The 12,966-nt window shown below is 42.3% G+C and carries 10 protein-coding genes; 6 read left to right on the forward strand and 4 right to left on the reverse strand.

From position 1 onward, the window contains the following. The first annotated feature begins 35 nt into the window (after positions 1 to 35). Positions 36 to 932, forward strand: coding sequence for an NAD(P)/FAD-dependent oxidoreductase (locus LKD48_RS06055; RefSeq protein WP_308731517.1), 897 nt, complete (start codon positions 36 to 38; stop codon positions 930 to 932). Between the two features lie 57 nt (positions 933 to 989). Here the strand turns inward: LKD48_RS06055 and LKD48_RS06060 are convergent, their stop codons facing one another. From LKD48_RS06060 to murC, 4 genes are all read right to left on the reverse strand, one after another. Further along, complete coding sequence (locus tag LKD48_RS06060) at positions 990 to 2,201, reverse strand: ribose-phosphate pyrophosphokinase (protein ID WP_331466806.1); 1,212 nt, start codon at positions 2,199 to 2,201, stop codon at positions 990 to 992. A 219-nt stretch (positions 2,202 to 2,420) separates the two neighbouring features. Beyond that, on the reverse strand, positions 2,421 to 3,392 hold the full coding sequence (locus tag LKD48_RS06065; RefSeq protein WP_227102519.1) for an ATP-binding protein: 972 nt from the start codon (positions 3,390 to 3,392) through the stop codon (positions 2,421 to 2,423). A 25-nt stretch (positions 3,393 to 3,417) separates the two neighbouring features. Then, a complete protein-coding gene (locus tag LKD48_RS06070; RefSeq protein ID WP_227102518.1) occupies positions 3,418 to 4,626 on the reverse strand; it encodes a DnaD domain protein in 1,209 nt (402 codons plus the stop codon). Between the two features lie 130 nt (positions 4,627 to 4,756). Continuing rightward, on the reverse strand, positions 4,757 to 6,139 hold the full coding sequence (murC, locus tag LKD48_RS06075; RefSeq protein ID WP_308731518.1) for a UDP-N-acetylmuramate--L-alanine ligase: 1,383 nt from the start codon (positions 6,137 to 6,139) through the stop codon (positions 4,757 to 4,759). Positions 6,140 to 6,667: 528 nt separating this feature from the next. On the opposite strand from murC, the gene LKD48_RS06080 reads away from it, so the two are divergent. From LKD48_RS06080 to LKD48_RS06100, 5 genes are all read left to right on the forward strand, one after another. Next, the gene (locus LKD48_RS06080; protein WP_118612570.1) at positions 6,668 to 7,942 is read left to right on the forward strand and encodes a glucose-1-phosphate adenylyltransferase; all 1,275 of its coding nucleotides are present in this window, start codon (positions 6,668 to 6,670) and stop codon (positions 7,940 to 7,942) included. After that, positions 7,939 to 9,060 (forward strand): glucose-1-phosphate adenylyltransferase subunit GlgD, encoded by a 1,122-nt coding sequence (gene glgD, locus LKD48_RS06085; RefSeq protein ID WP_308731519.1) that lies wholly within the window; start codon positions 7,939 to 7,941, stop codon positions 9,058 to 9,060. The genes LKD48_RS06080 and glgD overlap by 4 nt, the downstream gene beginning before the upstream one ends. A 180-nt stretch (positions 9,061 to 9,240) precedes the next feature. Then, complete coding sequence (gene spoVG, locus LKD48_RS06090; RefSeq protein WP_118612569.1) at positions 9,241 to 9,504, forward strand: septation regulator SpoVG; 264 nt, start codon at positions 9,241 to 9,243, stop codon at positions 9,502 to 9,504. Positions 9,505 to 9,667: 163 nt separating this feature from the next. Then, positions 9,668 to 11,356 carry a GBS Bsp-like repeat-containing protein gene (locus tag LKD48_RS06095; RefSeq protein ID WP_308731520.1) on the forward strand — a complete coding sequence of 563 codons (1,689 nt, stop codon included), beginning with the start codon at positions 9,668 to 9,670 and terminating at the stop codon, positions 11,354 to 11,356. 21 nt (positions 11,357 to 11,377) lie between these two features. Next, the gene (locus LKD48_RS06100) at positions 11,378 to 12,946 is read left to right on the forward strand and encodes a polysaccharide deacetylase family protein (protein ID WP_308731521.1); all 1,569 of its coding nucleotides are present in this window, start codon (positions 11,378 to 11,380) and stop codon (positions 12,944 to 12,946) included. Positions 12,947 to 12,966 lie beyond the last annotated feature (20 nt).

Raw genomic sequence — 12,966 nt, forward strand, 5'->3', positions numbered from 1 at the left:
CATTTATTAACTAAGAAAAGAGGAAATAAGAGAATATGTACGATATGATTATAGTAGGGGCTGGAACAGCGGGTCTGACAGCAGGAATTTATGCGCTCAGATCTGGCGTTAAGCCGCTTATTCTGGAGTGTGAGGCTATGGGCGGACAGATTACATTGTCTCCATGTGTGGAAAATTATCCAGGTATTGCAAAGATCAGCGGAATGGAGTTTGCAGATGGACTGATGGCACAGTTGACAAATCTTGGCGGTGAGGTTACTTTTGGCAGGGTAATTTCGACACGAAAAATAGATAATGGCTTTGAAGTTTGCACTGAGGATGGTGAGACATATGAGGGCAAAAATCTTATTATTGCGTCAGGTGCGGCACATCGTCATCTAGGAATCGAGCGAGAGCAGGAGCTGATTGGAAGAGGAGTTTCTTACTGTGCTGTATGTGACGGACCGTTTTTTAAGGAGAAAACAGCGGCTGTTGTAGGAGGAGGAAGCGCAGCTCTTCAGGATGCGCTGTATCTGGCAGGCATTTGCAGTAAGGTGTATTTGATTCACAGAAGAGATACATTCCGCGCTGAGAAGAGTCTTATTGATCAGGTAATGGCTGCAGAGAATATTGAGTGTGTGATGGAAAGTCGTGTGACTGCACTTATTGGCGAAAAGAAGCTGACAGAACTTGAAGTTACAAATCTTTCAGGTGAAAAGAAGACACTTGTGGCAGATGGCTTATTTGTTGCAATAGGAATGGAGCCTCACAATGAAGTATTTAGAGATCTCGTAGATCTTGACGAGGCTGGATATGTAATTGCCGGTGAAAATTGTAAAACAAGGACACCTGGAGTTTACGCTGCAGGAGACTGCCGTACTAAGACGGTGCGTCAGCTGACAACAGCAGCAGCCGACGGAACAGTATGCGGACTTGTTTGTAAAGCAGTATAAAAATAAAACCTTCAAATACATTCGATAAAAAATGTATTTGAAGGTTTTTTGTTTGTATTATGCTTCCTCAGAGATATTATTCTTGGCAGCTTTTTGTGCCTGTGCAGCACGATGCTTTTCAAGAATACGGTTGATTCTGTCAGTCGGATTTAATAGACCATGAATTGATACATTGTGATTTAAGTTATCAATCAAAAGTGCAATATACTTGCTCAGATCAACATTTACATAGTACGGACGAGATAGCAGCTCTGGTCTCTGGTAAACAAGGTTAGTGGTCAGGATATGATCAATGATACCCTGCTCATAAGCAGCATCAAACTTTGCCAGGCCATTTGTAAACAGACCAAAAGTAGCAGCAGCGTAAACCTTGCGTGCCTTACGACGTTTTAATTCGCGTGCAACATCAAGAATGCTGTCACCAGAAGAAATCATGTCGTCGATAATGATGACATCCTTTCCTTCTACATTGGTGCCTAAAAACTCGTGAGCAACGATAGGGTTCTTTCCGTCTACAATGCGGGTGTAATCGCGGCGCTTGTAGAACATACCCATATCAACACCAAGATAGTTAGTCAGCTGGATTGCACGGCCCATGCCGCCCTCATCTGGGCTGATGACCATAAGATGCTCATTGTCAACCTGCAGATCTGGCTCTGCACGAAGCAGTGCTTTGATAAATTGGTATACACACGGAACGCTCTCAAATCCATCACGTGGAATTGCGTTCTGAACACGTGCATCATGAGCATCAAAAGTAATGATGTTGGATACACCCATTTTTGTAAGTTCCTGAAGAGCCATAGCGCAGTCAAGAGACTCGCGGGAAGTACGCTTGTGCTGGCGGCTTTCATACAGGAATGGCATGATTACATTGATACGGCGTGCCTTGCCTTCAACAGCAGCAATGATACGCTTTAAATCCTGGTAATGATCGTCTGGAGACATGTGATTCACATATCCGCACAGAGAATACGTTTGGCTATAGTTACAAACATCCACCATAAGATACAGATCGCAGCCGCGGACGGATTCCTCGATAACGCCCTTTGCTTCACCGGAACCGAAGCGAGGATTCTTTGCTTTGACAATATAGCTGTCCTTGCTGTATTCAGAGAAGTGAAGCGCAGTAGATTGTGCATGACTTCTCTCAGCGCGCCACTCAGTCAGGTATTGATTAACCTTCTGTCCAAGGGTTGCGCAGCTTTCAAGTGGGATAAGACCCAGTGTGCCCACTGGTATCGTGTTCAGATTCTTTTCGTTTGGCATGATGACCTCCATGATTATAATATGCAGCTTACCTGCGTCCAAAAGTACGAACCTTAACTAATCATAACATGAAGATGTCGAAGATTCAAGCCTTACGTCGAAATGGATAAAAAAGAAATTTACGTAAAAAGAAAGAAAAATTTGTGCAACATGACCCCAGAGAATCAAAGTCATAAGCGAATTAGCAGTGGTCATGTTATTTTTTAGAAAAAAATATGTCTACGAATTTCTTAAATCTTCTCCAAAAACAGGGATAGGCGTATATTGCCCCATAAGTCGTGAGGAGATTCGCTCAGTGTAGGTACTTTGAAGCTCTTCTGGGCTTAGATTTGTTGAGATAATAGTTGTTTTCCTTGACAGATCACGCGAATTGATCACATGAAACAGCTGACTGATTACAAAAGGAGTCAGATTTTCAGTTCCAAGATCATCAATAATCAACAGGCTGCATGTGAGTGCATATGAATCATTTTCTGATGAATCATCGTTGTTAGAATGAAAACGCTGCATAGCTGATTCAAAAAATTCAGGAGCAGTCATATATAAGACAGAAAAGCCTTTGTCAAGAACAACCTTTGCAATACAGTTACAAAGAAATGTCTTGCCAACGCCTGGATTTCCAAAGATTAAAAGACTAGGGTTTCCATCCTTGAACTGATAAGCATATTTTTCATAAATAAGTTTGAGCCGCTGCATATGGGCGCGATTACTCATTCCGCCAAGAAGTGGATTTGGTGCATCTGAATAGCGGTTTATATCAAATGTGTTAAAATTCTCACGTTCCAAACGGTCTCTAATGCCAGATTGTTCATAGAGTAAGCTTATGCCAGCCTGCTCAAAGCAGTGACATTTACGGTTTCCGTCAAGATATCCAGTATCTTTACAGTCCGGGCAGCTATACTTTGGCTGAAGATCATCAAGTGTATAGTGAAGGGAAGAAAGAAGCGCACCGCGCTCGCGTCTAAGTGCATCAATCTGCATCTGCGCATTTAGAGCCTGCGCTTTATTGCCAGTGATTTTAGCCTTTGCAAGAGCAGCGCTAGATGTCGGAAGAAGCTTTGAAATCTCAAGAAGTCGTGGGCACTGCGCATAGATATGGCGCAGACGTTCTTCCATCTCATGCTGGTGTTGGAAACGGATGCGGCTGTAGCGGCGCATCAGTTCATTATATTGTGAATTGGTCAGAGCCATAAAAAGTCAATCCTTTCTGTGATAATCATTCATTTGAATCTTGACTATACTGCTTTAAAATCTTTTCCATGTAATTATTATTTTTGCGCTCAGTAAAATTACGAAACTGCTGTGTACCCTTTGCGACAGAAGAAGCACGGTTTGAACTGGTGCGCTTTGCAGCATCACTTTTTACCTTTTGATCGCGCTGATTTTCAGCAGCCTGTGCATCAGCAAGTGAATGCACATTTTTTTCCTTCCAGCGCTTTAAGATGCTTTCTGTAAAATTAACATTTGGGCGCTGACATTTTTTCATCGTGATATTGCAGGCATAAACATAGACATCTGTAGGAAAACTGTAATCCTTGATCCATTTATTGATATATTCAAGCTGAGCCGGAGCAGGAGTCTGATTGTATAAGCCATATGCCTTCATGATAGCATAGACAGTATCATTATGAAGCAGGTTGTACTGACGAATAGCATCAAGTGTATGAAGACCCTTTTGATGCCAGGACTGGGCAACAGAATCAATAAATTTCATATTAAGCTTGCCCTTGCAGTGATTAGCGCAGTAATCAACAAGATAATCAATGACATCTGGTGAGCGGTTAAACTGAAGATACCAATAGCCAAATGATTCTGTGTCTGCATAATTAAGCGGATGCGAAAAATACTGCTGCCATGCCGACATATACATGTTAAACTCTGGATCGTTCTCAAGAAGAATCAGCTCCTCTTGGGAAAGATGAAGTGACTGTATAGAAGGGGTCGCATTTGCAGCAGAATGTGTAGTAGTTTGTGTGGAAGCCATTGAGCCAGAAGCATTTGCAATGGTTGTATTTGCAGGAGAAACTAAAGCAGGAGTGGGCGTAGGAATTACAGATTGTACGCTTGGAGCAGGTGCAGCTGTCTGTGTAGGTGCAGTCTGTGCAGAAGCCTCTGTCTCTGCCTGAATAGATGGATCTGTAAATGCAACTCCTGACAATTCGTGACCCGATGTAAAGCTAAGGCGCATCAAACCAACAGATTCCCAATAACTAAGAGAACGAAGTACCTCGCGCTCTGAAATATCAAGCCTGTCACTAATTGAAGCACTGCTTAAACCAGTGGCTGATGTCGAGACAGCGCGAAGCAAATATAGGTAAACCTTTACATCCGTACCGGAGGCGGCAGGAAGAAAACGGTCTATAAAATAGCCGGGAACAACAAGGGTATCTATGCTGAGCCGGTTCTCCAGTAAAAGAAAGGACATAAAAAACCTCCAAAATCCAAGTATCATCTTTGTAAAGTATAGCACAAGTTATTTCTTTTGAAAAGCGATAAAAAATCCCCAATTATTTCCCTTAGGATCAGGGCAAGCAATTGGGGATTTTGCGAATACCTTATTTAGAAATTAAGTCTTCTCCGATTTTTACAACATCACCGGCGCCCATAGTGATCACCAGATCACCAGAGGCTGCGTGCTGCAAAATAAATTTTTCAATTTCTTCAAAGGTTTCAAAGTAATGAGCACTTGTACCAGCCTGCTCTAACAAAACGCGGATATTGTCGGAGCTTATGCCAAGATCATCAGTTTCTCTTGCCGGATAAATTTTTGCAAGAACGACCTCATCTGCTAAGGACAGAGCTTTTGCAAAATCAGTAAGCAAAGCTTTTGTTCTTGTATAGGTGTGCGGCTGGAAGATGCACCAGATCTTTTTGTGAGGATACTTCTTTGCAGCAGTAAGTGTCGCTGTGATTTCCTGCGGATGATGTGCGTAATCGTCAATAATAGTAATTCCATTTACGACACCCTTCTTTTCAAAGCGTCGCTGTGTGCCATGGAAATTCAAAAGACCGGAAACAATGGCATCCATTGAAAGATTCAGCTTTTTGCAAAGGGCAACGGAAGCAAGTGCATTGTAAACATTATGCTCTCCAGGAACACTTAGCTGAATGTGACCAAGTGTAGTGTTGCTTGCATCTGTGACGTCAAAGGAAGCCTGAGCAAATTCATTATATGAGATATTAGAAGCACGATAATCGCAGGATTCTCCGTGTCCAACAGTGATAATCTCGCAGTCAAGTCCATTGATCAGCTCAGAAAGATTATGAATATCACCGTTAATTACAAGTATTCCATCCTTTGGAAGCTTTTCCATAAATAAGCGGAAAGAATGACGGATATCGTCAATGTCCTTAAAGAAGTCAAGATGGTCTGCTTCAATATTCAGGATAACTTCCATAGTGGGATAGAAGGATAAAAAGCTGTTTGTGTATTCGCAGGCCTCAGTGACAAAAAGATTTGAGCCACCTACGCGAATATTTCCTCCGATTGTTGGAAGAATGCCTCCGACAGAGATTGTCGGATCAGTATTAGCAGCCAAAAGAATTTCAGTAACCATAGAGGTCGTAGTTGTCTTTCCATGAGTTCCAGCAATGTTGATTGCTGTTTTATAGTTTCTCATCAGCTGTCCAAGAAGCTCAGCTCTTGTTAACAGCGGGATATTGCGCTTTGTTGCATCAACAATCTCTGGATGTTCAGGATGGATCGCTGCTGTGTAGACAACGACATCTGTTCCCTGTGGAATGTGAGAGATGGACTGGTCATAAAAGATAACAGCGCCAAGTGAGGACAGATGGTCAGTCAGAGGTGATTCCTTAGAATCAGAGCCGCTGACGGTAAAGCCCTCCTTCATTAAAACCTCAGCAAGTCCGCTCATGCTGATGCCGCCAATTCCAATAAAATAGACATGGCATGGATTTTCAAAATTAATATGGTACATGGTACTTCCTCCGAATAATCAAGTTAAATAAGCAAAGTCAATACTGAAAAACAGTTGTTTCTTAACACAAATTCTGCTTGATTTAAGTATACTCGATTTTGGAGGAATGTAAAGCGTAAATGTTATTATGCTGTGCGAATGAACGCCTATTCACAAAACCGCACGTTCCGTGCGTCGCTGCTAATCGCAAACAAAGTTTGCTCGCAGCTTTGTTTTGCTCATAAACAGGCGTTCACCACATCCTGCTGATCTGTCAAATTTCCATGCAAGCATGAAATTTGTCCAGATCTAGCAGGTTGCGTGAACTGTAACAAATAAATAAAAATGCATATTTTTTTTTCTGTAAATTGTTCACTTTTTGAAAGAGATGTGCTATAATAACGACAAGTACTAAAAGATTACAGTTCCCCAAACGCCTATTCACAAGACTGCACTTATGTGCCTTCACTGTTAGACAGTTTATTTCACTTGATGACAGGCGCTTGGTGAACTGATAACACAACAATTAAAGAACAAAGGGGTGATTTTGTGGTTAGAAAGGAAATGATCGCCATGTTATTGGCGGGCGGACAGGGAAGCCGTCTTGGAGTTTTGACTTCAGAAGTAGCGAAGCCAGCTGTATCCTTCGGCGGGAAATACAGCATTATTGACTTCCCATTAAGTAACTGCATTAATTCAGGGGTGGATACAGTAGGTGTGTTAACACAGTATCAGCCACTTCGTTTGAATACCCATATCGGCATAGGTATTCCATGGGATCTCGACCGTAATTATGGCGGAGTGACAGTACTATCTCCATATGAAGCAAACGAGAACAGTGATTGGTATACTGGTACTGCAAATGCAATTTACCAGAACATTCGCTATATCGACAGCTTTAATCCAGAGTATGTATTGATTTTAGGCGGTGATCACATTTATAAAATGGATTATCAAGTGATGCTTGATTATCATAAGGCAAACAATGCAGACGTTACGATGGCTGCTATGCCTGTTCCGATTGAGGAGGCAAGTCGTTTTGGCGTGCTGATCACAGATGATACAGGCCGTATCACCGATTTCGAAGAGAAGCCTGCACATCCAAGAAGCAATTTAGCTTCCATGGGTATTTACATATTTACATGGTCTGTGCTTCGTGAGGCATTGATCACAAATAAAGATATTCCAAACTGCGACTTTGGTATGCATGTCATTCCATATTGCCATAAGCGTGGTGACAGAGTATTCTGCTATGAATTTAATGGATATTGGAAGGATGTTGGAACACTTCATTCCTACTGGGAAGCAAATATGGAGTTGATTGATATCGTTCCTGTATTTAATCTGTATGAAGAGTTCTGGAAGATATATACTAAATCTGATAACCAGCCGCCGCAGTATATTGCAGATACGGCACAGATTGAGCGCTGTATCATAGGTGATGGCTCTGAAATCTATGGAAGAGTACGAAACTGCGTTATTGGACCAGAAGTTATTGTTGAAGAAGGTGCAGAAGTTTATGATTCCATTTTGATGCAGGGTGCTGTAATCAAGAAGGGAACAAAGATTTACAAGTCAATCATCGCACAGGATGCAGTTGTTGGAGAAAATTGTACGATTGGTGTCGGTGAGTATGCAGACAGCCAGTATAATAAGAAGGTTTACTGCTGTGATCTTGTAACCGTTGCAGAAGGCTCCGAAATTCCGGATGGCGTTACAATTGGAAAGAACGTAGCAATTGCCGGAAAGACCGCTATTGAAGATTATCCGGATGGAAATCTTGTAAGCGGTGGATACATCATCAAGGGAGGCGAGGAAGAATGAAAGCGATTGGTATAATTTTAGCCGGTGGAAACAACAAGAGAATGAAGGAGCTGTCATATAACCGTGCGATCGCTGCTATGCCAATGGTAGGAACCTATCGCAGCATTGATTTCGCGCTGAGCAACATGTCAAACTCCCGTATTCAGAAAGTAGCAGTTTTAACACAGTATAACACCGTATCCTTGAATGAGCATTTAAACTCTTCAAAGTGGTGGGATTTTGGAAGAAAGCAGGGCGGTTTATATGTATTCACCCCTACTATAACCGCTGAAAATAGTAACTGGTATCGGGGTACAGCCGATGCCCTGTATCAGAACCTGCATTTCCTCAAAAGAAGCCATGAACCATACGTGGTTCTGGCTTCTGGCGATGGAATTTATAAGCTGGATTATAATAAGATTCTGGAGTACCACATTCAGAAGCGTGCTGATATCACTGTTGTCTGCAAGGAAATGCCAGAGGGAGAGGATTTAAGCCGCTTTGGACAAGTGAAGGCAGATGATGACGGAAGAATCCGAGGCTACGAGGAAAAGCCAATGATTGAGACTTCCAGAAATGTTTCATGTGGTATCTATGTAATCAGAAGACGTCTTTTGATTGAGTTAATTGAGCGTGCAGCAGAGGAAGATAGATATGATCTGGTCAAGGATATTCTGATCCGTTATAAGGATATCAAGAGAATTTATGCATACCAGCTTGAAACATATTGGAACAACATCTCCTCAGTTGAGGCTTACTACAGAACAAATATGGATTTCTTAAAGAGAGATGTCCGCAGTTATTTCTTCAAGGAAGGCAACAGTGTATTCACAAAGGTAGATGATCTGCCGCCGGCAAAATATAATCCGGGTGCTAATATTTCAAACAGCCTGATCGCATGTGGAAGTATTGTAAACGGTACAGTTGAAAACTCTGTTGTATTCAAGAAGGCATATATTGGAAACAATTGTGTTATCAAAAATTCTATTATCATGAACGATGTTTATATCGGAGATAATGCAGTCATTGAAAACTGCATCGTAGAGAGCAGAGGAACCATCGAAGCAAATGCATGCTATAAGTCAGAGCCAGGTGATATTCGCATCGTTGTAGAGAAGAAAGACCGCTTCATCATTTGATAATACCAGGGGATCAAAGTCACAAGCGAATCATGCTTGCATGAGAAAGCTTGTGACCTTGATCCCCGCCAAAAACATGAGGATGAAGCGAAGCGAAGCCGAGTGTTTTTAGAATTTATAAAAGAAGAATAAAAAATTAGCTGCACAAAGGCGTGCAGAGGACGGAAAGGCAATACTGGGATGGAAATTACAGATGTGAGAGTGCGCAAAGTTGCACTGGATGGTAAGATGAGAGCAATCGTCTCTATTACGCTAGACAATGAATTTGTGGTTCACGATATCAAGGTGATCGAAGGAGAAAAGGGAGTATTTGTTGCGATGCCAAGCCGTAAATCGGCGACAGGAGAATACCGAGATATCGCACATCCCATTAACTCAGAGACAAGAGATTATGTGCAGAAGATTATTCTCGAGAAATACGAGGAGGCTTTGCAGGAAGCATAAACTTTGATTTCATAACAATTCGACAAAGATATATGAATACTTATAAAAGAAAGACTGCCCTCGGGCAGTCTTTCTTTCTCTTGCAATTGTCGTCTTCATTCGGTATAATGTGGCTGAGGGAAAATGTAACGTAATTATTTTTGGAAAGGCGAGGTTTTAAAGTATGAAAAGGAGAAAAACAGCAGCGGGACTATTGGCGGCATCACTGCTAGTAGGAGCAGCGCCGGTGGTGACAAATGCGGCGCCAGTGAGAATTGTATCAACAAGCATAACAGAACAGTCTTCGTCAGGCTATCGTGTAAATGTAACATTTTCGGCAGATGCAGGTGTGAGCCGTGTTATGATGCCGACATGGACAGAGGCAAACGGACAGGATGACATTGTGTGGCATCAGGCAAGTGTTAGTGGTAATACTGCATCATTCTATGTTCCAGTCAGTGCCCATAAAGGAGAAAGTGGTGCATATATTACGCATATTTATGTATACGACAGACAGGGACAGTTTGCGCTAAAGGGCGAAAATGTAACAGTTCCAGCATCGACATCTGCGTCATCAAGCCTTTCAATCGGTGACGTTTCTATTACGGAACTTAGTGCATCGGGCTACCGAGTTACGGCAAAAATAAATGCACCGTCAGGAGTAAGCAAAGTATTGATGCCAACATGGACAAACGCAAATGGACAGGATGATCTAGTGTGGCATCAGGCAAGCGTAAGCGGTGATACAGCTACATTTTACGTGCCATCAAGTGCCCATAAGGGAGAGAGCGGAGCATACACGACTCATATTTACCTATATGATAAAGCAGAAAAATTAGCACCATTAAAGGGTGTCAATGTAACAGTGCCATCAGCAGCCGTGACACCGCCGACACCGTCATCAAGCTTTTCAATTGGTAACGTTTCTGTTACAGAGCTTAGCGCATCAGGCTACCGAGTTACGGCAAAAATAAATGCACCGTCAGGAGTAAGCAAAGTATTGATGCCAACATGGACAAACGCAAATGGACAGGATGATCTAGTGTGGCACCAGGCAAGCGTAAACGGTGATACAGCTACATTTTACGTGCCATCAAGTGCCCATAAGGGAGAGAGCGGAGCATACACGACTCATATTTACCTGTATGATAAAGCAGGAAAATTAGCACCATTAAAGGGTGTCAATGTAACAGTTCCGTCAGCAGCCGTAACACCGCCGACACCGTCATCAAGCCTTTCGATTGGTGACGTTTCTATTACGGAACTCAGTGCATCGGGCTATCGAGTTACGGCAAAAATAAATGCACCGTCAGGAGTAAGCAAAGTATTAATGCCAACATGGACAAATGCAAATGGACAGGATGATCTAGTGTGGCATCAGGCAAGCGTAAACGGCGATACAGCTACATTTTACGTGCCATCAAGTGCCCATAAGGGAGAGAGCGGAGCATACACGACTCATATTTACCTATATGATAATGCAGGAAAATTAGCACCATTAAAGGGAGTCAATGTAACTGTTCCATCAGGTGCAAATCCTGGAGGCAGCTCAGGAAATAATAATGGCAGCGGTACAGGTGTGCTGTCGATGGCGATTCCATATGTAACAGAATTATCATCAAATGGTTTCCGTGTGACAATTCAATTTAATGCACCTGCAGGCTATAAAAAGGTTTCAACTGCAGTGTGGACAGCAGCAAATGGACAGGATGATCTGGTATGGCATAACATGACCGTATCTGGAAACACAGCGACATGCTATGTTCCAGTAAGTGAGCATAAAAACGAGCACGGTTCATACATTGTGAATGCGTATGTATTTGAGACTGATACAAAATATGTACTTCAGGGAATGACCGTTCCAGTGCCGTAAACAAAGAAAATGGAGGAACAAATGGCAAAGAAAAGACGCAGCTGGGAAGACTATCAGAGAAAGAAAATAAAAAGAGGCCAATCAGGTGCGCCTATTGTAATACTTTTGGTGCTGCTTGTAATTGCATGTGCAGGTCTTGGTGCAGTGGCATTGGTATGCCTGCGCCCAGTGACGCTTCCGCATGTGCAGTCAGATCAGGCAGCATCAACAAAAGCACCTGTGGAATACGAAACATGGAAGGCAACAGAGGCGGCTGCGGATGGTGCTCTTGTACAAAGCAGTGATCCAGTCGTACAGGCTGCTAATTTAAAAGCAATGCAGTACGATTATGACGGTGCAATTGCACAGATTCAGTCAATACCTGGCTATGCAGATAATGAAACATATGTCAGCTGCATTCAAAGCTATGAGAGTTTGAAATCACAGGCTGTACAGTGGACAGACTATGATAAGATTACACATATCTTTTTCCATAGTCTTATTGTTGACAGCGAGCTTGCATTTGCAAGCTATAAGAGCAGTGATTATGATCAGGTAATGACAACTATCGAAGAATTTAAGGATATAATGCAGTCTATGTATGACAAGGGTTATGTTTTGATAAGCCTTCATAAGATTGCAAAGATGGAAACGCAGCCAGACGGCACCGTGCAGATGGTGCAGCAGCCAATTTATCTTCCGAGAGGAAAAAAGCCATTTGTACTTTCCGAAGACGATGTATGCTATTATGAGTATATGACAGGAACTGGATTTGCGACAAAGCTCTGTCTTGATGAAAACGGTAAGGTTGTAAATGAGTATGTTGAGCGTGATGGAAGTGTATCATATGGTTCTTATGACGTTTTGACTGTTTTAGAGGATTTTATTGAAACACATCCTGATTTTTCTTATCAGGGTTCAAAGGGTATTCTGGCATTTACAGGATATGATGGTATTTTAGGCTATCGCACAAGTGATTTCTGGTACAATGAAAATTGTGACTATTACGTTTCTACACCTGCAAACGATAAAGAAAAGCGCGAAGATCATACGTCACCAAATAAAAATATTGAGCAGGACAAGCAGACAGCACGAGAAGTTGCACAGGCAATTCGCGATCTGGGCTGGGAGCTTGCCAGCCACAGCTGGGGTCATCTGAATATGACAAGTACAAGCTATGAACATCTTGTATGGGACACAGATATGTGGGAGCGCGAAGTAGAATCTATAATCGGAGATACAGATATTATTTTATATCCGTTAGGAGCAGATGTAGGAGACTGGAGACCATCACAGTATACATTTGAAAATGAAAAATTCAAAAAGCTCTGGGATGTAGGCTTTAGATATTTCTGCAACGTAGACAGTACTCAGTACTGGCTGCAGTATGGCTCAAATTACATGCGTCAGGGCCGCCGCAACATGGATGGTCAGATGATGTTTAAGCAGATGGTTTATCCAGAGAAGGTACTCACAAGTGATCTGTTTGACGTATATGATGTCTTTGACAGACGCAGACCGCTTCCTGTAAATGGAATAACAGTGCCAGAAGATTTTGATCTGCAGGCACTTGCCGATTCGCTTGGAATGAGTGACCGTATAATAAATTGAACTAACAGAGGAGAGAAAAA

The sequence above is a fragment of the Anthropogastromicrobium aceti genome (genome assembly GCF_020687335.1).
Classification (GTDB): Bacteria; Bacillota; Clostridia; order Lachnospirales; family Lachnospiraceae; genus Anthropogastromicrobium; species Anthropogastromicrobium aceti.

What these genes read in the sequence shown, in the direction of transcription:
- LKD48_RS06055 (WP_308731517.1), top strand. Translation starts at nt 36, where the DNA reads ATGTACGATATGATTATAGTAGGGGCTGGAACAGCGGGTCTGACAGCA.
- LKD48_RS06060 (WP_331466806.1), bottom strand. Translation starts at nt 2,201, where the DNA reads ATGCCAAACGAAAAGAATCTGAACACGATACCAGTGGGCACACTGGGT.
- LKD48_RS06065 (WP_227102519.1), bottom strand. Translation starts at nt 3,392, where the DNA reads ATGGCTCTGACCAATTCACAATATAATGAACTGATGCGCCGCTACAGC.
- LKD48_RS06070 (WP_227102518.1), bottom strand. Translation starts at nt 4,626, where the DNA reads ATGTCCTTTCTTTTACTGGAGAACCGGCTCAGCATAGATACCCTTGTT.
- murC (WP_308731518.1), bottom strand. Translation starts at nt 6,139, where the DNA reads ATGTACCATATTAATTTTGAAAATCCATGCCATGTCTATTTTATTGGA.
- glgD (WP_308731519.1), top strand. Translation starts at nt 7,939, where the DNA reads ATGAAAGCGATTGGTATAATTTTAGCCGGTGGAAACAACAAGAGAATG.
- spoVG (WP_118612569.1), top strand. Translation starts at nt 9,241, where the DNA reads ATGGAAATTACAGATGTGAGAGTGCGCAAAGTTGCACTGGATGGTAAG.
- LKD48_RS06095 (WP_308731520.1), top strand. Translation starts at nt 9,668, where the DNA reads ATGAAAAGGAGAAAAACAGCAGCGGGACTATTGGCGGCATCACTGCTA.
- LKD48_RS06100 (WP_308731521.1), top strand. Translation starts at nt 11,378, where the DNA reads ATGGCAAAGAAAAGACGCAGCTGGGAAGACTATCAGAGAAAGAAAATA.